The following is a 22,658-nucleotide window of genomic DNA, read 5'->3' on the forward strand; positions in this document are numbered from 1 at the left end:
AGCTGGAGACCGACCGGCGGCGCATCCGCCACCGCATCTCCCGGCTGCGTCGCGAGATCAAGAGCATGAAGACGGTACGCGTGACCAAGCGTTCCCGCCGTTCCCGTAACTCCGTTCCCGCGGTCGCCATCGCCGGTTACACCAACGCCGGCAAGTCCAGCCTGCTCAACCGCCTGACCGGCGCGGGCGTGCTGGTGGAGAACGCGCTGTTCGCCACGCTGGACCCGACGACCCGCAAGGCCACCACCTCGGACGGGCGGCTCTACACCCTCTCCGACACCGTCGGCTTCGTCCGACACCTCCCGCACCAGATCGTCGAGGCGTTCCGCTCGACGCTGGAGGAGGTCGCGCAGGCGGATCTGGTGGTGCACGTCGTGGATGGCACCCACCCGGATCCGGAGGAGCAGGTCCGGGCGGTCCACACGGTGCTTGCCGAGGTCAGCGCGGACCGGCTCCCCGAGCTGTTGGTGGTCAACAAGACCGACGCCGCTGACGAGGACACTCTGCTGCGGCTCAAGCGGCTCTGGCCGGACGCGATCTTCGTGTCCGCGCACTCCGGGCGGGGCATGGACGAGCTGCGCGCGGCGATCGAGGAGCGGCTGCCGAGTCCGGCCGTCGAGGTCCGGGCCGTGTTGCCGTACGACCGGGGCGACCTGGTGGCTCGGGCGCACCGCACGGGTGAGGTGCTCAGCACGTCGCACCTGCCGGAGGGCACTCTGCTGCACGTCCGGGTCGGCGCGGAGCTGGCGGCGGAGCTGACGGCCTTCGACGTGGAGCGTCAGGGGCAGGCGGCCGGCAGCCGATCCTGAGCGGCCACGGCGTCATCCCCCGGAAACGCGCGGCATGCGACACTGGCCGAATGCGCCGCGTTGTTTCCTCGGTCACGGTTGCCCTCGGCCTGCTCGGGGCAACCGTGGCGCTCGCCGGAGCCGCCGCAGCGGCTCCCGCCCCTGGGGCGTCCGGGCCGCCCGCCGCGAACCCTGGCCAGAAGCGATGCACGATCACCGACGAGCGCCTACGGGAGCTGTCCGGGCTGGTCGCCACCAAGAGCGGCTACATCGTCATCAACGACGGCACCGACGTCGCGGCGCGCAAGCGGGTGTTCTTCCTCGACAGCAAGTGCAAGATCTCGAAGGAGCCGGTCCGCTACTCGGGGCAGGGTCCGTTCGACACCGAGGATCTCGCCCTGTCCAAGGACGGCCGCACCCTCTGGATCGCCGACACCGGTGACAACCCCGACTCGAAGGAGCGCCGCAGCCGCGTCGCGCTCTGGTCGATGCCGGTCACCGGCGCCAAGCAGCCGACGCTGCACCGGCTCTCCTACCCCGAGGCCAAACCGCACGACGCTGAGGCGTTGCTCATCGGCGACGACGGAAAACCGCTGATCATCACCAAGGTGACCAGCGGCAAGGCCGAGATCTACACGCCGTCGGCGGCCCTCAAGAGCGGCGACACCGAGCCGGTGCCGATGCGTAAGGCCGGCGAGCTCACGCTGCCGAAGACGCAGACGGAGAACACCCTCAACACGTTCGGCCGGATCGCCATCACCGGCGCGTCCCGTGCACCGGACGGCTCCCGGGTGGTTCTGCGCACGTACGCGGACGCCTTCGAGTTCGACGTGACCGGTGGCGACATCGTGGGTGCGCTCACCACCGGCAAGCCGCGGGTGACGCCGTTGGCCGACCCGTTCGGCGAGGCCATCAGCTACACCCCGGACGGAAAGTCGTTCCTCACCGTCTCCGACGCGGGCCGGTTCACCGAGGACGAGCCGATCGACATCCTCGGCTACACCCCGTCCACGTCGACGGCCGCGCCACTGGCCGCCGAGGACGGTGCCAAACCGGCCGCCTCGAAGTCCTGGACCGACGGGCTGAGCCTCGACGACATCACGTACCTGGTGGGGGCGGTCGGGCTGATCGGCCTGCTGTTGGTCGCCGCCGGAATCTTCGGCATCGTTCGCGCCCGCCGCCGGCCGCCGACCGCTGACGCGTCCGACCCGTCGGAGCCGGACGATGAGCCGTTCGGCCCGCGTGCCGGCCGTGCCGTCGACGGATTCCCGGCCGACGATGACCGCAGAGGTGGTGTGTACGGGGGCGGCGCGCCGGCCAGCGGCGCGGTCTACGGCGGTGGTGCGGGTCGCGGCGGCCCGGCCCCGGCGGGTGGCGCGGGTCGTGGTGGCCCAGCCCCGGCGGGTGGTGGGGTGTACGGCGGTGGCGGCCGGCCGGCCTCGGCTGACGGCGGCTACGGTGCGCCGCGACCGGACGGCGGCGGTGCTGGCGTTTACGGCGGCGGTGGTCGTCCCCCCGCTGGCGGGGGTGGTCGTCCCCCGGCTGGTGGTGGTCGTCCCCCGGCCGGCGGTGGTGGTCGTCCGCAGGGCGGCGGTGGCCGTCCTGGCGGTGGCGTGTACGGCGGCGGTGACGGCGGTCAACCCGGTCGTGCGGAGCCGCCCCGGCGCGGTGGGCAGGAGCCCGACTACCGGGGTCAGCGGCCCAGCCGGCGACGTGACGAGGACGCGCCCGTCGACCCGTACGGACAGTATCCCGGGGGCGGTCGCGGCCCACGGGGCGACCGTTACTGATCGGACGCTGTAGCGCTCAACCGGTCTGACGAGCGGTGCGGGTGAGCGCTGGTGGCACCCACCCGCCGATCGGTCAGATCCGGCGTAGCACCGCCACGACCCGGCCCATGATGGTGGCGTCGTCGCCGGGGATCGGGTCGAAGGCCGGGTTCTGCGGCATCAGCCAGACGTGCCCGTCGCGCCGCCGGTAGGTCTTCACTGTCGCCTCGCCGTCGAGCATGGCGGCCACGATCTCGCCGGAGTCGGCGGTCGGCTGCTGCCGGACGACCACCCAGTCGCCGTCGCAGATCGCCGCGTCGAGCATCGAGTCGCCCTTGACCTGGAGCATGAAGACCTCGCCCTCACCCACCAGCTCGCGGGGGAGCGGGAAGATGTCCTCCACGGCCTGTTCGGCGAGGATCGGCCCACCGGCGGCGATCCGACCGAGCATCGGCACGTACGCCGGGGTGGGCCGCTGTGCCCTCGACAGCTCGTCGTCGATCGCCTCGCTGGGGGCGCGTACGTCTACCGCGCGCGGCCGGTTCGGGTCGCGGCGCAGGAAGCCCTTCTTCTCCAGCTCCTTGAGCTGGTAGGCGACGCTGGACGGCGACACCAGGCCGACCGCCTCGCCGATCTCGCGGACGCTCGGCGGGTAGCCGTGGCGTTCCACCCAGGTGCGGATGAACTCCAGGATGCGCCGTTGGCGGGCGGTCAGGTCGACCGTCGCCGGGTCGGGGAAGGCACTGACCACCGGGGTGACCGGACGCACGGCGGGCTGACCCGTCCGGCTGCGCGCGGCGCTGCGGCGTCGGGTGGCCGGGGGGCCCGCCTCGGTGATCTGCTGCGGGCTCTTCGGCCGGCTGGCCCGGTCCTCGGTCACGTCCGTCCTCCCTGGTCGGCGCTGGGTGCCTCGTCGGCTCGTGGTGCGTGCGGTGGTGCCACGTTGTTCATGACCGTATAGGTGAGATCAGTCATTTTCAAACATCTGTACGACCTCTCACCGGCGTGTCGGGGTGAAAAAGCGCTCCGCTCGTACGGATGTTCTGATAAATGGTACGTCAGGTAGCACTGGTGTTCGATCCTGCATCATTTTCCGGCTGGGTCCGGCCGGCTGGCCGGTAACCCGGGCGGCATCGTGACGTTGGGTCTTCGGGCGTTGTGCGGTGTGTTGATGACCGGATGGTCCGTGACGCGCCGGACACGCCGACCAACTTGACCCGGCTTCCGCAGCGACATACCGTCGACCCCTAGATGTAGTAGTGACACGGGCGTAAGTTGCCTACAGGTTGGGTCTGACTACCGACCGCACTCCCGTAAGGTTCACCACGGCGAGCGCTGTGAGCGCATCACACCGCCGTGGTGAGTCATGCCCGGGTGTGCCCGGTACGACGCGGTTGATCACGATTAGGAGGTAGGCGATGCGGTGTCCGTACTGCCGGCACGCTGACTCCCGGGTGGTCGACTCGCGGGAGGCCGACGACGGCCAGCTCATCCGACGGCGGCGATCCTGCCCGGAGTGCGGCAAGCGGTTCACCACCGTCGAGGAGGCGGTCCTCGCTGTCGTCAAGCGCAGCGGGGTGACCGAGCCGTTCAGTCGCACGAAGATCATCGGCGGGGTGCGTAAGGCGTGCCAGGGCCGGCCGGTGGACGACGACTCCCTTGCGCTGCTCGCGCAGCGGGTGGAGGAGTCGGTCCGGGCCAAGGGGGCCGCCGAGATCCCCAGCCACGACGTGGGCCTGGCGATCCTGGGTCCGCTACGCGACCTGGACGAGATCGCCTACCTGCGGTTCGCCAGCGTCTACCGCTCGTTCGACTCGCTCGCCGACTTCGAGCGCGAGATCGAGACGTTGCGGGCCGCGGCGCGAGCCCGGGAGCAGGGCCGGGCCGATGCGGTGGAAACCGCCGGCCGTACCAGCTGAGTCTTCACGGTTTTTCAAAGAGATTGGGACGCGCGGTGGGGCACCGCGCAGACGAGGGGGGCGACGGCGTGACAACTAGCCGTTCACGAAACAAGGCAGGCGCGGGGCTGAAGATCGAGCGGGTGTGGACGACCGAGGGGGTCCACCCGTACGACGAGCTCTCCTGGGAGCGCCGTGACGTCGTGATGACGAACTGGCGGGACGGCTCGATCAACTTCGAGCAGCGTGGGGTGGAGTTCCCGGAGTCGTGGAGCGTCAACGCCGCGAACATCGTCACCACCAAGTACTTCCGGGGAGCGGTGGGGACCCCGGAGCGCGAGTGGTCGCTCAGGCAGCTGATCGACCGGGTGGTCACCACCTACCGCACCGCTGGTGAGGAGTACGGCTACTTCGCGAGCCCGGCCGACGCCGAGGTCTTCGCGCACGAGCTGACCTGGATGCTGCTGAACCAGGTGTTCAGCTTCAACTCGCCGGTGTGGTTCAACGTCGGCACGCCGTCGCCGCAGCAGGTCAGCGCCTGCTTCATCCTGGCCGTCGACGACTCGATGGACTCGATCCTCGACTGGTACAAGGAGGAGGGGCTGATCTTCAAGGGCGGCTCCGGCTCCGGGGTCAACCTGTCGCGTATCCGTTCGTCCCGCGAGCTGCTCTCCTCCGGCGGCAACGCCTCCGGCCCGGTCAGCTTCATGCGCGGCGCGGACGCCTCCGCCGGCACCATCAAGTCCGGCGGCGCGACCCGCCGGGCGGCCAAGATGGTCATCATCGACGTGGACCACCCGGACATCCAGGAATTCGTGGTCACGAAGGCGCGCGAGGAGGACAAGATCCGCGCGCTGCGTGACGCCGGGTTCGACATGGACCTCGGTGGCTCCGACATCGTCAGCGTGCAGTACCAGAACGCCAACAACTCGGTCCGGGTCTCCGACGAGTTCATGTCGGCGGTCGAGAACGGCAAGGGCTTCGACCTGCGCGGCCGGCTGGACGGCTCGGTGATCGAGACCGTCGACGCCAAGAATCTGTTCCGTTCCATCTCCCAGGCGGCCTGGGAGTGCGCCGACCCCGGTCTGCAGTACGACGACACGATCAACGACTGGCACACCTGCCCGGAGACCGGGCGGATCACCGCGTCGAACCCGTGCTCGGAGTACCTGCACCTGGACAACTCCTCGTGCAACCTGGCGTCGCTCAACCTGATGAAGTTCCTCCGCGCCGACGGTGGCTTCGAGGTGGAGAAGTTCGTCAAGTCCGTCGAGTTCGTCATCACCGCGATGGACATCTCGATCTGCTTCGCGGACTTCCCGACCGAGAAGATCGGTGAGACGTCCCGCGCCTACCGGCAGCTCGGCATCGGCTACGCCAACCTGGGTGCCCTGCTGATGGCCTCCGGCCTGCCGTACGACTCGGAGCAGGGCCGCTCGGTCGCCGCGTCGATCACGTCGCTGATGACCGGCACCGCCTACCGCCGTTCCGCCGAGCTGGCCGGCGTCGTCGGCCCGTACGACGGCTACGCCCGCAACGCTGAGCCGCACAAGCGGGTCATGCGCAAGCACGCCGCAGCCAACGACGAGATCAAGCCGACCAGCCCGGTGGCCACCGCGATCGTCCGCGAGGCGACCAAGCAGTGGACCCAGGGCAACAAGATCGGCGACAAGTTCGGGTGGCGTAACGCGCAAGCCAGCGTGCTCGCCCCGACCGGCACCATCGGCTTCATGATGGACTGCGACACGACCGGCGTGGAGCCGGACCTGGCGCTGGTCAAGTTCAAGAAGCTCGTCGGCGGCGGCTCGATGCAGATCGTCAACCAGACGGTGCCGCGCGCCCTGCGCAGCCTCGGCTACCCCGAGGAGCAGGTCGAGGCGATCGTCGAGCACATCGCCGACCACGGCCACGTGGTGGACGCCCCCGGCCTCAAGCCGGAGCACTACCCGGTCTTCGACTGCGCCATGGGGGAGCGGACGATCGCCCCGATGGGTCACGTGCGGATGATGGCGGCCATCCAGCCGTTCGTCTCCGGCGCGATCTCCAAGACGGTCAACATGCCGGAGGCGGCCACCGTCGAGGACGTCGAGAAGATCTACTTCGAGGGCTGGAAGCTCGGCCTCAAGGCGCTGGCGATCTACCGGGACAACTGCAAGGTCGGCCAGCCGCTCTCGGTGGCGAAGTCCAACAAGGCCACCGAGCCTGCCGCCGTCGAGACCGCAACGGCCGCGCCGGCCGCGGTCGAGAAGGTCATCGAGTACCGGCCGGTGCGGAAGCGCCTGCCGAAGAAGCGCCCGTCCGAGACGGTCAGCTTCTCCGTCGGTGGCGCCGAGGGCTACCTGACCGCGTCGTCCTACCCAGACGACGGCCTCGGTGAGGTCTTCCTGAAGATGTCCAAGCAGGGCTCGACCCTGGCCGGCGTGATGGACGCCTTCTCGGTGGCCATCAGCATCGGCCTCCAGTACGGCGTGCCGCTGGAGACGTTCGTCAGCAAGTTCACCAACATGCGCTTCGAGCCGGCCGGCATGACCGACGACCCGGACGTGCGGATGGCAGCCTCGGTGATGGACTACATCTTCCGTCGCCTGGCACTGGACTTCCTGCCCTACGAGCGTCGCGCCGAGCTGGGCATCTTCACCGCGTCGGAGCGGGCCGCGCAGCTGCGGGCCGAGGCCGACGCGGAGGCCGCCGCCGTCACCGGTGCCGACCTCACCGCGATGGCGTCGTCCGCGCCGGTGGAGACGCCGGCCAAGCCGGAGGCTGTCGCCCAGCCGGCCCAGGAGATGGCCGACGTGGCCGCCGCCAAGCCGGCTCCGAGCGTAGGTTCCAGCACCGAACTGCTGGAGGCCGTGATCGGCAAGGCCGCCGACGCGCCGCTCTGCTTCACCTGCGGTACGAAGATGCGCCCCGCCGGTAGCTGCTACGTCTGCGAGGGCTGCGGCTCCACCAGCGGCTGCAGCTGACGTACGCGAAACGAGCCCCGAGCGTTGACACGCTCGGGGCTCGTAGGCCGGGAAACTGGCTATATGCCGTACCCGTCGTTGCTCTTGAGGCTGCCTATGCAGCTCGATCAAGATGGCCAGTGGGCTCCCGGCTGTCGCGCCTTGGCGCATCTCTGACATTGGAAATGCAAGGTCTACTGCAGTTTGCCCGGACCGTTACAGGATCTGGCGGAGGTGGCCGTGAGGGTGTTGGGATTAAAAGGCGCGAGGGACAAGCTGATGTGGGCATTGGTCGAGGGGCCATGCCGGCAGGATGCCCTGGTCAAAGAGCAGGCCACTGTTTCGGCGCCTGCAGGGGACCGAGGCGCTCAGTTGGTCTGGGTGCGGAAGGAGGTGCTTGAGCTTCTCGATCGCTGGGCGCCGGAGGCCGTAGCGGTCCGTGTGGCGGACCCAGGCGGCCAGGCAAACAGCCTGCCCCGGGCTGAGGTCGAAGGCGTGATCCAGGAGGCGTTAGCCTTCCGGGGAGTGCGGTGTCGTCGGCTCTACAGTGCAAGCATTCGAGCTGCTTACTCAGCGAAGAACGGCTCTGAGTTGAAGATCGCTTATGCGGCAATCCCGGCTACTGCCTCCACTCCGGCGAGCCGGATTGAGCCGGTTGCAGCTGCGCTATGTGAGCTGCCTGCCACATGCTGACGACGACTTTCGAACGTATTCGTCATCTCGGCGGCGGTCACTTCGGTGAAGTCTGGCTTGAACGCGATATGGCTCTCGACCGGCTCTGCGCAGCAAAGTATCTGCATCGGAGCGATCAGCTCGGCCCTCGCGATGCCTTTGTTGAGGCGCAGGCGATGGTCTTGGCTGAGCACGATAACGTTGTGAAGATTTATTCCGCCGACCTGGCGGGTGGTGTTCCAGTGATTCGAATGGAGTACCTGCCAGGCGGCAGCATCCAGGATCTGTATGCCGGCGCGCCGCTGCCTGTTTCGGTGGCTGTTGCGGCCATCGAGGACGCCTCCAGGGGCCTGGAGTACTTGCACATCCGTGGCTGGCTGCACCGTGACATTAAGCCCGCGAACCTGATGCTGACGGCGGACCGTCAAGTGAAGGTCTCCGACTTCGGGCTGGCCTGTAGCATGGGCGAGGCGGCTGAGGCCCCAGTTGGATACGTGGCCCATCTACCCCCAGAGTCTATAGTGGACAATCGCTACATCGATGATGTGGCAGGTGACATATACGCGATGGGGGTCACGCTCTATCGCTTACTAAATGGTGATCAGTCGCTCCAAGTCGAGGCTGATACCATTGCAGACCTTGCCGCCTTGATCGAGAGAGGCAAGTTCCCTCCCCGTGACGAATTTCTTCCCCACATTCATCATGGGCTGCGACGAGTGGTGCGGAGGGCATTGCACGTCGATCCATCACGACGATACGCCTCTGCGAGTCAACTCCGCCATGCGCTCGAAGTATCGCGTCCCTGCGTTTCCTGGACGCAGGTCGAGACCGTCGATGACCAAGGTTGGGATGGTGCCACGATGGATGGATCAGCAAGGTGGCGAGCGCGCTTGAGCCTCAATCGCCGTCACCGTCACTCATTTCGGCTTGAACGCTGCGGCCTCGGTGGCACGTATCGCTCCCGAGGAGCTGACGCAGGCGAGTTCAACGACCGCGGTGAGGCGATGCGCCACGCAGAGGAGATTCTCGGACGGGTCGCATCGAAAGGACGCTAGCTGGCGCTAAGTGACACCGTCGCCGTCGCTCTTCATCTGCTCAGTGGGTGGCGTTCGTCCGTCGGAACTCACCAGGCCGTCGTCCCTATCCCATACAAATAATCAGGGTTGGATGCCGGTTCGAACCCGCAGGGCTGTTAAGAAAACGCACCAGGCGTCCTGCTGGAACGAAAGTACGGGGCCATTTAGATCCTTGCTGTCTCGGATCTGCACCAAGCCTCTAGCATGCCTGGCTTCGACGCAGGCGCCGTTGCTGCCGCTGCGGGTGCTCTTGCGCCACTGCGAGTCCACCGCACATCTCCTACGCCTCGCGCCTCGCGCTCCGGATCTCCTCGATCATGGCGGCCGAGTCGGTAGGTGACATGGCCGCAGCGCGCAGGCTGTTGAACACCACCGTACAACGCCTCACGTCTTCGCCCTCGGCGTAGAGGTCGCCCGTGAGGCCCTCGATGTAGACCACGCTGGGTCCGTCCGCGAAGTTGAGGATGTGGAAGCTCGTCAGCATCGAGGCGTACGCGCCCTCGCGGAACGGGATCACCTGGACGGTGACGTTCCAGCGCTTGCTGGCATCGAGCAGGGCGGTGAGCTGATCGGCCATGATGGCCGCCCCGCCGATCTGACGGTGAAGGACTGCCTCGTCGAGCACCGCGACGAGTCGTAGCTTGCCGGATGCGATCAGCTCTTGACGCTGCATCCGGACCGCGACCCGTCGCTCCACCGCCTCCGGCGACGGCTCGAAGGCGTCCTCGCTGGTCATTGCTCGGGCGTAATCCGCAGTCTGGAGCAGCCCCGGGACCACCAACGTCTCGAAGTTCTGGACCTCCTCGGCTGCGGACTCCAAGCCGATGTACTGCCGGTAGGACGACGGCAGGTCGCCGTACTTGGCCCACCAGCCGCGCTGTTTGCCTGTCTTCGCCATCGACAGGAGCGTTTCGCGCAGCTCGGCATTGATGACGCCGTACCGGTCGAGTAGGGCGTTGAGCGCCGGTGCCTTGATGCCAACGCGTCCGGCTTCGATCCGCCGGAGCGTGCTCGCCGAGACCTCGATGACGTCGGCAGCCTGCTCGGCCGTGACGCTGGCCTCTTCGCGGACCCGGCGGAGCTGTGCACCGAGCTGGAAGCGAACGAACGTCGGACTCTCCATGGCGGTCATTGTGCCGCCACGGCGGCCGCGTCGGCTGACCGGACACGCGCAAGCCTTTTGAGTGGATAGCGTTGACCATATGAAAATGCGCGCGCAAAATGAACGCGCAGTTCGATGTGTCTGACGCGAACCATCGGAGGGTCGATGCCAGACCGGGTGCCGTACGACGACTACCTGCTGGCAGTGGCGATGACTCTGGCTCGGCGGCATCGGCCGGTCTGGTCGTGGCAGCGGTGGCGGTGGGTCTGCCGGTGTGGAGCTGATCTGCCGTGTCGGGCCAGGCACCGCATCCCGATCCGTCGGGGCCACTGGCCAGGGGAGGAGCAGGAGTGACCGAGGATGAGGTCGGACGAGTCTTGTTCATGCACCTTCCCGGCGTTGAGGGGCTCTGCGCCGGCTGTCGCTGGTGGTGGGCATGGCTGTCCCCGTACCCCTGCTATCAGGCGGAGTGGGCCACTCGCTGGCACGCCCGGCTCGCGACCCGGCGCTTCCTGGATGGCCTGCGGTGACCACCCACGGCCCGGTCCTTCCGGTGTGGACCTGCGGCGGCTGCGCCGCGCCCTGGCCCTGCCGGACTCGGCGCACGGAACTGCATGCCGAGTTCGAGGGGTGCGCCCGTGTCATTGGCCCTCTACATGGGGTCCTACCTGGTCTGGGCGGCCGAGGACCTGACCTGGGTGCCCGCCGGGCTGCTGCACCGGCGGTTCCTGGGTTGGGTCCGGTGAGTCTGATCCGGCGGGGCGATGAGCGGTTCCACTACAGCGACAACTCGCACAAGTGGATCCCGCCGAACCCGGACTACGACCAGGAGGTCTGGGACGAGATGGTCCGGCAGCACCAGCTCCAGCACCTGGAGGAGATCTCCAACCGCAGGAGGCCGCCTCGATCAAGTGATGAGAAGTAGGTCTGAAGATGGCCCTGGGACCTACTTTTCGTCACTTGATCTTGGAGTCGGGCGGACCGGGCTACTCGCTTGCTCGTTCGGCGGCGCGTACGGCGTTGCGGAACAGCATCGCGACGGTGGTCGGGCCGACTCCGCCGACCCGGGGGGTGATCGCGCCGGCCACCTCGGCGCACGCTTCGTCCACGTCCGGTAGGAGGCGCCGCCCGTCGTAGCGGACACCGGCGCCGATGACGACCGCGCCGGGCTTGACGTGCTCAGGCTTCACGATCCCGGGTACGCCGGCGGCGGCCACGAGGATGTCGGCGCGGCGGGTGTAGCGGTCCCAGTCGGGCACGCCGGTGTGGACGACGGTGACGGCGGCGTTGGCGGTCGGGCGCTTCTGGGCGAGCAGCATGGCGAGGGGGCGGCCCAGGGTGGCGCCGCGACCGAGGATGACGACCTCACGGCCGGCGACGGGAATCTCGTAGTACGCCAGGAGGGCTTCGATGCCCGCGGGGGTGCACGGCAGCGGGCCGGGCAGGCCGACGGCGAGACGCCCCATGTTCAGTGGGTGCATGCCGTCGACGTCCTTGTCCGGGTCGATGGTCTGCAACGCCGCGTCGTAGTCCAGATGCCCCGGCACGGGGTACTGCACGAGCAGTCCGTGTACGTCCGGATCGGTGTTGAATCGGGCAATGGCCTGGTGCAGCTCGGCTTGGGTGGCGGTGGCCGGCAGATGCACGTGCGGGGAGGCGAACCCGAGCGCGGCGGCCTGACGCTGCTTGATGGCGATGTAACCGGCGCTGGCGTCGTCGTCGCCGACGAGGATGGTGGCGAGGCTCGGTGTGATCCCACGGCTGCGCAGCCGGGCGGCTGCGGCGGCGGTCTCGGCCAGGACGGCTTCGGCGACGGGCGCACCCGGCAGGAGCCGGGCCGCGCCCGATGGGGTGTGGTGCTCGGCGGATGGGCTGGTCGTGGTCATGACGGTTCCTCGACGCAGGCGCCCAGGCGGTCGACGCCCGCGAGAGGCTCCCCGATGGTTTCGACCATCCCCGTGCCGCCAGTCGCCGGTGCCTCGATCATGCCCCATCACCAGGGCAACTGCCCAGTTGGAGCAGCAGCGCCGCCCGAAGCGAAGCCGTCGACGGAGTTAGTCGGTCGGCAGAAGCGGGCGCATGAACGTTCGCTCGTACCGCACGACACAACCGGAGTTGTCCCGGATGCTGTCGGCAGCGAGGAACTCCGGATCGTTGCCGAACCGCGCGCGGTAACGCTCGTAGGCCGCCAGGCTCTCGAAGCTGAACAGCGCCTCGGCCTTGTCGCTGGCACCCTCGGCGGGCAGGAAGTAGCCGTGGTGCACGCCACCGTGCTTGGCCACCAGCCGCATCCATGCCCGGGCGAAGTCCTCGAACGCTTCGATCTGCGCGGGATCGATGGTGTAGTGCACGACGCAGGTGATCACGCGGTCACCTTACGGGCCGGGTGTTCGGTAACACTCGTGCTCCGCCTGACGAAGAAGGGGTGTGAAGGCTACGAGGGAGGACGGCCTGTGACTGAGCCGAGCCGAGTCGATGATGACATTTCCGGCATCGGAGCCGATCCGGTGGCCTTCGAGGTCTTCTACCGCCGGCACCTGGAGGCGGTGGGCCGGTTCGTGGCGCGGCGGGTCGACGACCCGCATCTCGCCGCCGACCTCACCGCCGACGTGTTCCTGGCGGTGATCGAGTCGGCGGCCGGCTACCGGCCGGAGCGGGGCAGCCAGATCGGCTGGCTGTACGGGGTGGCCCGCAACGTCATCGGCGACGAGCGGCGTCGGGCGGCCCAACGGCTGCGGGTGACCGGCCGACTGGCCGGACGACGGGACCTCGGCCCCGATGACATCGCGCGCATCGAGGAGCGGATCGACGCCGAGTCGGCGGCCCGCCGCACCCATCGGGCGCTGAGCGAGCTGCCCGAGGGCACCCGGACGCTTGTCGAACTCGTCGCCGTGGACGGCCTCAGCGTCGCGGAGGCGGCGGCAGTGCTCGGGATGTCACCGGTGGCCGCTCGGGTCCGCCTGCATCGTGCTCGCCGCATCGTCCGCGCCGTGCTCGCCCGCCCGGTCACCACCCTCGCCTGATGAGACGGAGATGACGATGAACGAGACCGAACGGTCGCCGCAGGGGTTCGAGGAGCAGCTTCTCAGGGATCTGAGCGCACACGTCGCCCAACGGGCCGAGGAGGCGTCGGCGGCCCGTCCCGCCGGACGCCGTACCCAGTTACTGCGCGGTTGGCGTCTCGTCGGAGCGCTCGGACTGGCGGTGACGTTGACCGCCGGTGCGTTGGCGGTCCAGACCATGAGGCTGGGCGATCAGCCGCCGCCGACTGCCAGCGCGTCGGAGATCTTCCACCTGGCGGCCGACGCGGCCCGGCAACAGCCGGAGCTCACCGCCCGACCCGACCAGTACGTCTTCACCGAAACCCTGGCGACGATCCGGGACCTGCCGGACAGCGGGCCCTACCAGACCATCCGGAACCAGCTGTGGCAGTCGGCTGGCGGAGTCGCGTACACGAAGGGACGCTACCGACCGGAGAGCGACCCGAACGGCTGGGGCGAGCTGAGGGAGCTCCGGATGGACGATGCCGCCGATCCCACGAAGAAGCTCGACGCGTTCCAGCCGCCGGCGTACCACGGCGACCTGCCCACCGACCCGGACGAGCTGCTCCGCTACCTTCGGGAACACCCGGTCGACCTGAATCTCCCCGAAGGGGCCGACGAGGAGGCCCTCTACGCGGACGAGAGCATGGCGTACACCACCGCGCGGTCGATGCTCCAGGGCTACGTGCCACCCCGAGCGCTGGCGGCGCTGTATGAAGTGCTGGCCCGGGAACCCGGCGCGACAGTCATCTCCGCCGACGTGGTGGACGCCGCAGGCCGGCACGGGGTGGCGATCCGGATGCCCGGTGTGATCGCTGGCAACGTGGACCTGCTCTTCGACCGCGACACCCATGTCTTCCTCGGGCGCCGCCACTCGGTGGTGCGCGACGGCAAGGAGTCACTGGAGTCGGCTGCCGCGCTCCTGCGGGTCGCCATCGTCGACCGGCCGGGCCAGGTGCCGTGAGCGAGCCGGTCACGGCCGGTCGGTCACGGCCGGTCAGGGCTGGGCGAACAGGGGGCCGTAGTTCGAGCGGAACATCTGCTCGCCGAGGCGGCGCATCACCAGGTCGCGCAGCGCGGGCGGGAGCCCGGTGGCCTTGTCGCGGCGATGGGTCTGGCTGAGCACCCAGTCGGTACGCGGGCGGCGCCGCGCCTCGTACCCGCGCAGGGCCTCGGCAACGGACCCGGCGGTCGCCAACGACGAGGCGAGCACGACGGCGTCCTCCAGGGCCATCGCCGCGCCCTGGGCCATGTTCGGTGAGGTGGCGTGGGCGGCGTCGCCGATCAGCAGCACCGGCCCCCCGGACCAGGAGTCGAGTACGACCTCCTGGTTCGGCCCGGCGTGCAGGGTGCTGTCGTCGTAGTCGAGGGCCTTGAGCATGGTGGCCACCGGCTCGGTGAACGTCTCGGCCAGCTCGTCGCGCCAGCCGGGCCGGTCGGCCACCGGGCCGTCGTTGTAGTAGCAGTACGTCCGTTCGGCGCTGATCGGGATGGTCAGGAACTGCCTGCCGCGCCCCAACTGCACCGACCAGACCGGCTCGTCGTCGACGCGGGGAGCGACCCACCGGTACGCGTACTGGCCGAGGTCGCGGGCCGCCTGCCCGTCGAAGGCGAGCCGGCGGACCGTCGAGTTCACCCCGTCCGCGCCGAGTACCAGGTCGTACCGTTCGGTGGCACCGTCGTCGAACTCGACGGCGACCCGGTCGCCCTCCGCGAGGAGCGCGACCGGTTGGCGGCCCCAGCGGATCGGGGTGTCGCCGACGCCGGCGAGCAGCGCCCGGTGCAGTTGCGCCCGGGGCAGCGACACGCACGGCCCGACGCCCCGCCACAGCGCGGCAACGTCGATGTCGAAGAGGCGACGCCCGCGCTGGTTGGCGCTGCGCTGCCGGGTGATCTCCACGGAGACGTCGGCGACCGGCTCCCGCAGACCGAGTACGTCGAGCATCCGGGTGGCGTTCCCGGTCAGGTAGATCCCGGTGCCGGAGTCGGTCGGCCCGGATGCCCGCTCGACCACGTCGACGGTGGCACCCCACCCGCGCAGCGCGGCAACCGCCGCCAGCCCGGCGACACCTCCGCCGACGATCAGTACCCGGACGCCGTCACCCCGCACGACACATTCCTCCCCGTTGCCCCTGCGCGACCCCGCTGAGCTGCTGCTCAATGGTCCAGCCGCGGCAGCACTCTACGAGGGGGGTGAGCCGGCGCACGGGAACGGGGGCTGAAATACCGAGGAATGGGCTGCGACGATGAGGCCATGACGACCGCTGAGACGTACGCCGAGTTCGGCAGCCGGGAGGCGCGCGGGGTGTCGCCCACGTATGAGCGCCTGTCGCAGGCGGTCGCCCGCGACGATGACCTGCTCACCCTGCTCGACGGGCTGCCGCCGGCCAAGCGGCAGCCGAATCTGCTGTTCGGCGTCGTCCGTTGGCTCGGTGGCCCGGTCGACGACCCGGCCGCGTTCCACGACTACGTGGTGACGCACTGGCCGGCGATCGAGACGCAGATGCTCACCCGGGCGACCCAGACGAACGAGGCGGGGCGGTGCGCGGTCCTGCTGCCGGTGCTCGCCGCGCTACCGCAGCCCCTCGCCCTGCTGGAGGTCGGTGCGTCGGCCGGGCTCTGCCTCTACCCCGACCGGTACGCGTACCGCTACGGCGACCGTCAGGTCGGCTCCGGTGAGCCGCTTCTTGACTGCGCGGCCAACGGGTTGGTGCCGCCGGCAGGCGTACCCCGGGTGGTGTGGCGGGCCGGGCTCGACCTCAACCCGCTCGATGTGACCGACAGCGACGACGTGTCCTGGTTGGACGCGCTGATCTGGCCGGAACAGGCCCATCGGCGGGCCCGGCTGCGCGCCGCGGCGGCGGTGGCCGCGGCCGACCCGCCGTTGCTGGTCCGCGGTGACCTGGTGGACGATCTGCCGGCGCTGGCCGCGCGGGCGCCGACCGATGCGACGCTGGTGGTTTTCCACACCTCCGTGCTCTATCAGGTGCCGTCCCCGCGCCGGGACGCGTTCGTCCGGTTGGTCGGCGAGCTGCCGGGGCACTGGGTGGCGAACGAGGCGCCAACGGTGCTCCGGTACGACGGGCTGCCCGCCCCGCCGAGCGACGTGCTGCACAACGTCCTCGCGCTGGACGGAAAGCCGCTGGCCTGGACCAGAGGCCACGGTCAGGCGCTCACCTGGTTCGGCTGACGTCACCGAGCCGACCGGCGGCCAGGCCGTTGGTCCGATCCGGTCAGCTCAGCGGGCCAGCTCGGGCATCCGGTGGCGCAGGGCCCGGATGAACCAGTCCACCGCAGGCGTCGTCGCATCGCCTGTCGACCAGCCGTTGAGCACCGCCAACAGGTCGAGGTAGCGGTCCCGGCGAGGGTCGTTGGCAGGCACCAGCCGGTCGAGCAACCGCTGACGCAGGTCGACCTCGTCGGAGTGACCGTGCAGGTTCGCGTACCGGTTGGTGACGGCCGCGACCACCGGACCGGCGTCCGGGCTGGTCGGGTCGAGACCGGCCGCGAGGGCGGGGGCCACCGCGTCCCGGACCACCGCGACGGCGTCCGGGCGGGGCAGCCCCGGGATGTCGTGGTCGGCGGCGTGCTGCCGCGCGAGCCGCCGCATCCGGGCCCGGAACTCCCGGTCCCGGCACAACTCGGCCAGCTCCAGCCACGCCTCGACCTGCTCAGTGCTCGGGTCGTCGGGAAGCTCCGGTGTCATTGAGACGATCACACCCGGGTACGCGGTCTGGTCGCCGAGGCCGGCGAAGACGCCGTTCAGGAACTCCGCCACCAACTGCCCGCGTTCGCGGGTGGTGAGCTGGGCCAGCCGGTGCAGCTCGTCCACCTCGGCCGGGCCCGACCCGCGCCTCGCCGCGACGGTGAGCACCGCCTGGCGCAGCCGCAGCACCCGGATCTGCACGGCCAACGCCTCGGCGTGCGCGGCGGCCACCTCGTGCAGGGGCACCTCGTCGTTCACCACCCGTCGGATGGTGGCCAGGTCCAGGCCCAGGTCACGCAACGTCCGGACCAGCTCCAACCGGGCCACTGCCGCCGGGCCGTACCGCCGGTAGCCGGCCGGGCTCCGATCGGTCGGCGGCACGATCCCGCTGTCGGCGTAGTACCGGATGGTCTTGACGCTCAGGCCGGTCCGTCGGGCCAGCTCGCCGATCGTGTGACGCGTCTCCCCGCTCATGCCCCCCACCCTCGCGTCTCCCCCCGGTGGAGACTCAAGCACCATCCGAGCCGGCGAGGAATGCCGCGACCGTCGCGGTGAACGCCTCGGCGTCGTCGAGCCACGGGTAGTGCCCGGCGCCCGGCTGGACGACCAGCGTGGCGCGCGGACTCAGCTCGGCGAACCGGGCCACCAGTCCCGGCGGCGCGGCCAGGTCGACCGCACCGGCGAGCAGCAGCACCGGGCCTCGATGCGCGGCGAGCGCCGTACGACTGGCCGGCGGGTCGAAGGCGCCCTCAGAGCTGAAGACCCTTGCCGCCTCTTCGTTGCGCTGACCATCCTCGGCCGCCTGATGCGCCCGTGCCATCTCGTCCCACCGGCCGTAGAGGAACGGCGCGATTGCCTGCCGGGCGTCCGGGTCGGCCTGACCTGAGAGGACCGACTCCACCGCCGCTGCCGACGCTGGAAACCACGGCTCGTGGGCCCGGGTCTGGATGACCTCCTGGCGCTGGGCGGCGGTCACCTCCAGCCCGACCGCTCGGATGCTCGGGTTGATGAGCGCGAGTCGGCCCACCCGATCGGGGTGGCGGGTCAGGTATCGCAGAGCCAGGTTGGCGCCGGCGGAGTGCCCGAGCAGATCCAGCCGGTCGAGGCCCAGGTGTCCGCGTAGCGCCTCCACATCGTCGACCATCCGGTCGCAGCGGTAGGTCGAGACGTCCGCTGGGGCCTCCGAGCGGCCGGTGCCCCGCGGATCGAGGATGACAAGCGTCCGGTGTGCGCCCAGATTGCCGAGGTCACCGAGGTACGCGGAGTCGCGCATCGGCCCGCCCGGCAGGCAGACGAGCGGGTCTCCAACCCCGATCCTCCGGTACGCGAGGGCGGTTCCGTCGATCCCGGCGAAGGTGCTGATCATCGCTCAGCGGACCCGCTGGTGGTGGAGCAGGACCACGCCGTTGCCGAAGACGCGGCTCTCCACCAGCCGCAGACCGGTCGGAGTCTCGGCGTCGGGGAAGAGTCGGCGGCCCCGACCGACGAGCACCGGGTGGACGTAGATCCGGTACTCGTCGATCAGGTCGTGTCGGGCGAACGTCGCGGCCAGGTCGGCCCCACCGAGCGCCAGGTCGCCGCCCGGTTCGGCGGTGAGTTTGCGGACCTGCTCGACGTCGACCTCGCGCACGACTGTGGAGTTCCAGTCGGCGTGGTCGAGGGTGCGCGAATAGACGATCTTCGGCATGTCCCGCCAGATCCGGGCGAACTCGCGCTCCGGGCCGCTGGCGGTCGGATCCTGATCGGCGGTCGGCCAGTAGGCGGCCATCAGCTCGTAGCTGACCCGGCCGTTGAGGAACCCGCCCATCGGGGCGATCACGTCGTTGAAGTGCTGGTGCAACTCCTCGTCGACCTGGTGCCAACTGATGTCGCCACCCGGGCCTTCGAAGAACCCGTCCAACGACAGGCTCATCTGCACAACGATCTTCCGCATCGCGTCTCCTCCGTAGGATTCGATGGTTGTCGACCTCGATCGTCGTCGGACCGTACGACGAAACGCGACCACGCCGGGGGCATGTCGCCGGATTCCAGGCAGCGGGAGGCCGACACCGCACCGTCCCTAGACTGCTGCGGTGAGCGAAGAGCGGAAACCCCTGGCCGGCCGGCCGCTCACCGAGCCGCACCCCTCCCGGCTGTCGCCGGAGCACCCCGACCGGGCCCGGATCCTCGCCGCGCACACCGCCGCGTTGGCCGCCGGTGAGGCTGGTTACCTCGACCCGGCGAGCGGGCTGTTCGTGCTCAGCGCCGGCTTCCTGGCCCGTCGTGGCACGTGCTGCGGGCGCGGCTGCCGGCACTGTCCGTACGTGGACGATCCACCGTCGGAATAGGCGTCAGCGGGGGCTTTCGCCCCGACACCGACACCCCGTACGGTGTCCGACGGACATCTGGCGGGCGCCTTCCGCCGTCGGTCGGCGAGAGGGTGGAACGTGCGCGGGCGGATCGTGGTCGCCGGGCTGGCCGGGCTGCTGGTGAGCGGGTGCGCCGACGAGGCGGAACCGGTGGCGGTGCCGCCGCCGGTGCCGATCGCTGTGGACGTGGCGGCGGCCTCCTCGGGCGGCGCCTGCCGTCTGCTGGACTTCGCGGTGATCGAGCAGGTGGTGAAGGTCCGCTTCGACGTGGCCGCGGCCAGCGCGCAGGGTGACACCCACACCTGTGTGGTCCGGGCCACGGGTGCCACCCTGCCGGAGTTGGCGCTCAGCGTGACCGAGACCACGATCGACAAGACCACCTTCGCCGCGGACGTGGTGCCGGACAAGGCGGCGAAGGTCACCGGGCTGGGTCAGCAGGCGTACAAGCGGACAACCGCGGCGGCGAGCGGGCACGGGCCGGTCGCCGAGGTGGGCTGGCTGGCCGGCGACGGAAGGCTGGCCACGGTGAGTTGGACCACTGCCCGTGGCAGTGAGCGCTCGGCGGCGGAGAAGCTGACCGCTGACCTGACGGCGTTGGCGAAGAAGGTGGACACCCGGGCGTTGTGACGCCCGGATGCCCGCTTGATCAGTTGGCGGCGACGAAGACCCGGGAGGCGACCTCGCGGGGCAGCCGTACCCGGTCACCGGAGCGGTCGATCGACACCCCGTCGCGCTCCTGGGCCACTGTCACAGTGGCGCCCGGGTCGACACCGGCGGCGTGCAGCTGACGCAGCACGTCGCCGTCGGTCTGCACGCTCTCGCAGATCCGGCGGACCACCACCGGCCCGGAGAGGCCGGGGAAGGCCAGGTTGCGCTCACCCTCGGCGGCCTCGGTCGCTTCCGCCTCGGGGGAGCCCAGCTCCTCCAGACCCGGGATCGGGTTGCCGTACGGGGAGCGGGTCGGCCGGTTGAGCAGGTCGTAGACCCGCTTCTCCACCGCGTCGCTCATCACGTGCTCCCAGCGGCAGGCCTCCTCGTGGGCCTCCTCGTAGGGCATCCCGATGACGTTGACCAGCAGCAGCTCGGCGAGGCGGTGCTTGCGCATCACGGAAACGGCAGTGCCGCGACCCAGCGCGGTGAGCGTGAGGTGTCGGTCACCCTCGACGGTGAGCAGGCCGTCGCGCTCCATGCGGGCGACGGTCTGGCTCACTGTGGGGCCGCTCTGTCGTAGCCGCTCGGCGATCCTGGCACGCAGCGGTGGCACCCCCTCCTCTTCGAGTTCGAGGATGGTGCGCAGGTACATTTCGGTCGTGTCGACCAGGTCGTGAGACTTCATAACGTCAGCGGCCCTCCGGTGCACGATGGTACCTCGGGTGAACGGCCGACGACCGTCGCCGAACCGCGTGCCGTCCAGCCGAATGGTGTTGGATGTCGCCATGTCCGGTACCCAGGAGCCGTTGGTCGAGGTCGACAGGCTCGTCGCCGAGCTCGACCAGGTCGACCCGCCCACCCTGCTCGACGTCCGCTGGCGGCTCATCGGCCCCCCCGGGCACGACGACTACCTCGCCGGCCACCTGCCGGGGGCTGTCTTCGTCGACCTGGACACCGCGCTCTGTGGGGTGCCGGGCGTCGGCGGCCGGCACCCGTTGCCCGACCCGGCGGCGTTGCAGGCGGCACTGCGGGCCGCCGGCGTCCGCGCGGGTCACCCCGTGGTGGTGTACGACGCCGGCGACGGCATGGCCGCCTCGCGGGCCTGGTGGACGCTGCGCTGGGCCGGCCACCGGCCGGTGCGCCTGCTGCACGGTGGCTACCCGGCCTGGGTCGCCGCCGGCCGACCCGTCTCCACCGACGCGCCCGCCCCACCGCCCGGTGACATCGTGGTGCGCCCCGGGGATCTCCCGGTGCTCGACGCCGGGCAGGCCGCCGCGTTGGCCGCCGCGGACGATGCCGTGCTGCTCGACGTACGGGCGGCGCCCCGCTACCGGGGCGAGGTCGAGCCGATCGACCCGGTGGCCGGGCACGTGCCGGGAGCGGCGAACCTGCCCGCCGGGGAGTACGTCGGTCCGGACGGCCGCTTCCTGGCCGCCGACGTGCTGAGTGAGCGGTTCGCCGCCGCCGGGGTGACCGAGGGGCGGGCCGTCGGGGCGTACTGCGGCTCGGGGGTGACCGCCGCCCAGGCGGTGCTGGCGCTGCACCTGGCCGGCCGGACGGACGCCGCGCTCTACGTTGGATCGTGGAGCAACTGGGTGGCGGACCCGGCCCGACCGGTCGCCTCGGGGTCGACACCCGGCCGCTGACCAGCGCGTGCGGTGGGCCCGCGCCGATCCTCGTGCGACGATGGGCTCATGTCCGACGACACTGTGGTGGTGTGGGACGAGTCGCTGCTCGCCTACGACATGGGTGACCATCCACTCGACCCGGTCCGGGTGGAGCTGACCATCGCGCTCGCCCGCGAGCTGGGCATCCTGGATCGGCCAGGGGTGCGGATGGTCAAGCCGGAGCCCGCCGACGATGCCCTGCTCACCCGGGTGCACGCGCCGGCCTACCTCGCCGCGGTGCGCAACGCGCCGCGCGACCCGCTCTTCGCCGGGTACGGGCTGGGCACCTCCGACAACCCGGTCTTCGAGGGTATGCACGAGTCCAGCGCGCTCATCGCCGGCGCGACGGTTGCCGCCGCCGAGGCGGTCTGGCGCGGCGACGCCCGGCGAGCGGTGAACGTGGCGGGTGGGCTGCACCACGCGATGTCCGCCCGAGCCTCCGGCTTCTGTGTCTACAACGACCCCGCGGTGGCCATCGCCCGCCTGCTCGACCTGGGCGCCGAGCGGGTCGCGTACGTGGACGTCGACGTGCACCACGGCGACGGCGTGCAGGACATCTTCTGGAACGACCCGAGGGTGCTGACGGTCAGCCTGCACGAGACCCCGCTGGCGCTCTTCCCGGGCACGGGTTTCCCGGACGAGACGGGTGGGCCGGGTGCGCAGGGCACCGCCGTCAACATGCCGTTGCCGCCGGGTGTCGACGACAGCGGCTGGCAGCGCGCGTTCCACGCGACAGTGCCGTCGGTGCTGCGCGCGTTCAAGCCGCAGGTGCTGTTCAGCCAGTGTGGCGCCGACGGCCACCGGCTGGATCCGCTCGCCGATCTCAACCTGACGGTGGACGGGCAGCGGGCCACCTACCTGGCGCTGCGGGCGCTCGCCGACGAGCTGTGCGACGGCCGGTGGGTGGCCACCGGCGGCGGCGGGTACGCGCTCGTCGAGGTGGTGCCCCGGGCCTGGAGTCACCTGCTGGCAGTGGCCACCGGTGACCCGATCGACCC

The 22,658-nt window shown here is 70.2% G+C and carries 24 protein-coding genes and 1 pseudogene; 15 read left to right on the plus strand and 10 right to left on the minus strand.

The genetic code is table 11. The annotated features are described in order from the left end of the window. Together hflX and ABZ749_RS06440 are read left to right on the plus strand one after the other, a co-directional pair. Positions 1 to 809: GTPase HflX (hflX, locus tag ABZ749_RS06435; RefSeq protein WP_357223473.1), on the plus strand; the 809-nt coding region annotated here is incomplete at its 5' end. Positions 810 to 859: 50 nt separating this feature from the next. Beyond that, positions 860 to 2,578: a hypothetical protein gene (locus tag ABZ749_RS06440; RefSeq protein ID WP_357223476.1), complete on the plus strand. Its 1,719-nt coding sequence runs from the start codon at positions 860 to 862 to the stop codon at positions 2,576 to 2,578. 73 nt (positions 2,579 to 2,651) lie between these two features. Here ABZ749_RS06440 and lexA read toward each other — a convergent pair whose 3' ends face one another. Continuing rightward, positions 2,652 to 3,437 carry a transcriptional repressor LexA gene (gene lexA / locus ABZ749_RS06445; protein WP_091400540.1) on the minus strand — a complete coding sequence of 262 codons (786 nt, stop codon included), beginning with the start codon at positions 3,435 to 3,437 and terminating at the stop codon, positions 2,652 to 2,654. 538 nt (positions 3,438 to 3,975) lie between these two features. On the opposite strand from lexA, the gene nrdR reads away from it, so the two are divergent. The 3 genes from nrdR (at position 3,976) to ABZ749_RS06460 (ending at position 9,124) form a co-directional block, all read left to right on the plus strand. Continuing rightward, positions 3,976 to 4,476 carry a transcriptional regulator NrdR gene (nrdR, locus tag ABZ749_RS06450; protein ID WP_124854399.1) on the plus strand — a complete coding sequence of 167 codons (501 nt, stop codon included), beginning with the start codon at positions 3,976 to 3,978 and terminating at the stop codon, positions 4,474 to 4,476. A gap of 35 nt (positions 4,477 to 4,511) precedes the next feature. After that, a complete protein-coding gene (locus ABZ749_RS06455) occupies positions 4,512 to 7,418 on the plus strand; it encodes a vitamin B12-dependent ribonucleotide reductase (RefSeq protein WP_357223479.1) in 2,907 nt (968 codons plus the stop codon). A gap of 665 nt (positions 7,419 to 8,083) precedes the next feature. Then, complete coding sequence (locus tag ABZ749_RS06460) at positions 8,084 to 9,124, plus strand: serine/threonine-protein kinase (protein WP_357223482.1); 1,041 nt, start codon at positions 8,084 to 8,086, stop codon at positions 9,122 to 9,124. Positions 9,125 to 9,226: 102 nt separating this feature from the next. On the opposite strand, the gene ABZ749_RS06465 is transcribed toward ABZ749_RS06460, so the two are convergent. Then, positions 9,227 to 9,415, minus strand: a complete 189-nt coding sequence (locus tag ABZ749_RS06465; protein WP_357223484.1) for a DUF397 domain-containing protein — start codon at positions 9,413 to 9,415, stop codon at positions 9,227 to 9,229. A 10-nt stretch (positions 9,416 to 9,425) separates the two neighbouring features. Continuing rightward, positions 9,426 to 10,268, minus strand: coding sequence for a helix-turn-helix transcriptional regulator (locus ABZ749_RS06470; protein ID WP_357223487.1), 843 nt, complete (start codon positions 10,266 to 10,268; stop codon positions 9,426 to 9,428). Between the two features lie 329 nt (positions 10,269 to 10,597). Between ABZ749_RS06470 and ABZ749_RS06475 the strand changes: the two genes are divergently transcribed. The 3 genes and pseudogenes from ABZ749_RS06475 (at position 10,598) to ABZ749_RS06485 (ending at position 11,172) form a co-directional block, all read left to right on the plus strand. Further along, the gene (locus ABZ749_RS06475) at positions 10,598 to 10,777 is read left to right on the plus strand and encodes a hypothetical protein (protein WP_357223490.1); all 180 of its coding nucleotides are present in this window, start codon (positions 10,598 to 10,600) and stop codon (positions 10,775 to 10,777) included. After that, positions 10,774 to 10,993 (plus strand): annotated as a pseudogene (locus ABZ749_RS06480) (hypothetical protein). The gene ABZ749_RS06475 and the pseudogene ABZ749_RS06480 overlap by 4 nt, the downstream one beginning before the upstream one ends. Further along, positions 10,990 to 11,172, plus strand: a complete 183-nt coding sequence (locus ABZ749_RS06485; RefSeq protein ID WP_357197090.1) for a hypothetical protein — start codon at positions 10,990 to 10,992, stop codon at positions 11,170 to 11,172. The pseudogene ABZ749_RS06480 and the gene ABZ749_RS06485 overlap by 4 nt, the downstream one beginning before the upstream one ends. A 61-nt stretch (positions 11,173 to 11,233) precedes the next feature. Here the strand turns inward: ABZ749_RS06485 and ABZ749_RS06490 are convergent, their stop codons facing one another. Together ABZ749_RS06490 and ABZ749_RS06495 are read right to left on the minus strand one after the other, a co-directional pair. Beyond that, the gene (locus ABZ749_RS06490) at positions 11,234 to 12,133 is read right to left on the minus strand and encodes a bifunctional 5,10-methylenetetrahydrofolate dehydrogenase/5,10-methenyltetrahydrofolate cyclohydrolase (protein WP_357223492.1); all 900 of its coding nucleotides are present in this window, start codon (positions 12,131 to 12,133) and stop codon (positions 11,234 to 11,236) included. 168 nt (positions 12,134 to 12,301) lie between these two features. Beyond that, positions 12,302 to 12,613 carry an NIPSNAP family protein gene (locus ABZ749_RS06495; RefSeq protein ID WP_357223494.1) on the minus strand — a complete coding sequence of 104 codons (312 nt, stop codon included), beginning with the start codon at positions 12,611 to 12,613 and terminating at the stop codon, positions 12,302 to 12,304. A gap of 87 nt (positions 12,614 to 12,700) precedes the next feature. On the opposite strand from ABZ749_RS06495, the gene ABZ749_RS06500 reads away from it, so the two are divergent. Beyond that, the gene (locus ABZ749_RS06500) at positions 12,701 to 13,270 is read left to right on the plus strand and encodes a sigma-70 family RNA polymerase sigma factor (protein WP_357223496.1); all 570 of its coding nucleotides are present in this window, start codon (positions 12,701 to 12,703) and stop codon (positions 13,268 to 13,270) included. Between the two features lie 10 nt (positions 13,271 to 13,280). Then, entirely contained in the window at positions 13,281 to 14,252 is a 972-nt protein-coding gene (locus ABZ749_RS06505) for a CU044_5270 family protein (RefSeq protein ID WP_357223498.1), read from the plus strand. A gap of 33 nt (positions 14,253 to 14,285) precedes the next feature. Here ABZ749_RS06505 and ABZ749_RS06510 read toward each other — a convergent pair whose 3' ends face one another. After that, positions 14,286 to 15,398: an FAD-dependent monooxygenase gene (locus ABZ749_RS06510; protein WP_357223502.1), complete on the minus strand. Its 1,113-nt coding sequence runs from the start codon at positions 15,396 to 15,398 to the stop codon at positions 14,286 to 14,288. Between the two features lie 144 nt (positions 15,399 to 15,542). Here ABZ749_RS06510 and ABZ749_RS06515 point away from each other — a divergent pair, with 144 nt between their 5' ends. Then, a complete protein-coding gene (locus tag ABZ749_RS06515) occupies positions 15,543 to 16,478 on the plus strand; it encodes a DUF2332 domain-containing protein (protein ID WP_357223504.1) in 936 nt (311 codons plus the stop codon). Between the two features lie 48 nt (positions 16,479 to 16,526). Here ABZ749_RS06515 and ABZ749_RS06520 read toward each other — a convergent pair whose 3' ends face one another. From ABZ749_RS06520 to ABZ749_RS06530, 3 genes are read right to left on the minus strand one after another with little or no spacing between them, the layout of a single operon-like run. Further along, positions 16,527 to 17,468: a MerR family transcriptional regulator gene (locus ABZ749_RS06520; RefSeq protein ID WP_357223507.1), complete on the minus strand. Its 942-nt coding sequence runs from the start codon at positions 17,466 to 17,468 to the stop codon at positions 16,527 to 16,529. 34 nt (positions 17,469 to 17,502) lie between these two features. Beyond that, complete coding sequence (locus tag ABZ749_RS06525) at positions 17,503 to 18,360, minus strand: alpha/beta hydrolase (RefSeq protein WP_357223510.1); 858 nt, start codon at positions 18,358 to 18,360, stop codon at positions 17,503 to 17,505. A 3-nt stretch (positions 18,361 to 18,363) separates the two neighbouring features. Next, positions 18,364 to 18,927, minus strand: coding sequence for a dihydrofolate reductase family protein (locus ABZ749_RS06530; protein WP_357223512.1), 564 nt, complete (start codon positions 18,925 to 18,927; stop codon positions 18,364 to 18,366). Positions 18,928 to 19,066: 139 nt separating this feature from the next. Between ABZ749_RS06530 and ABZ749_RS06535 the strand changes: the two genes are divergently transcribed. Both ABZ749_RS06535 and ABZ749_RS06540 read left to right on the plus strand, forming a co-directional pair. Then, a complete protein-coding gene (locus tag ABZ749_RS06535; RefSeq protein WP_355009894.1) occupies positions 19,067 to 19,321 on the plus strand; it encodes a DUF5522 domain-containing protein in 255 nt (84 codons plus the stop codon). Between the two features lie 99 nt (positions 19,322 to 19,420). Next, positions 19,421 to 19,969, plus strand: coding sequence for a hypothetical protein (locus tag ABZ749_RS06540; protein WP_357223515.1), 549 nt, complete (start codon positions 19,421 to 19,423; stop codon positions 19,967 to 19,969). Positions 19,970 to 19,988: 19 nt separating this feature from the next. On the opposite strand, the gene ABZ749_RS06545 is transcribed toward ABZ749_RS06540, so the two are convergent. Next, on the minus strand, positions 19,989 to 20,678 hold the full coding sequence (locus tag ABZ749_RS06545; protein WP_347664054.1) for a metal-dependent transcriptional regulator: 690 nt from the start codon (positions 20,676 to 20,678) through the stop codon (positions 19,989 to 19,991). Positions 20,679 to 20,778: 100 nt separating this feature from the next. Between ABZ749_RS06545 and ABZ749_RS06550 the strand changes: the two genes are divergently transcribed. Beyond that, complete coding sequence (locus ABZ749_RS06550) at positions 20,779 to 21,639, plus strand: sulfurtransferase (RefSeq protein WP_357223519.1); 861 nt, start codon at positions 20,779 to 20,781, stop codon at positions 21,637 to 21,639. Between the two features lie 48 nt (positions 21,640 to 21,687). Continuing rightward, a partial coding sequence (locus ABZ749_RS06555; protein ID WP_357223522.1) for an acetoin utilization protein AcuC occupies positions 21,688 to 22,658 on the plus strand: 971 nt, incomplete at its 3' end.

The organism is Micromonospora sp. NPDC047753 (assembly GCF_040642735.1).
Classification (GTDB): domain Bacteria; phylum Actinomycetota; class Actinomycetes; order Mycobacteriales; family Micromonosporaceae; genus Micromonospora.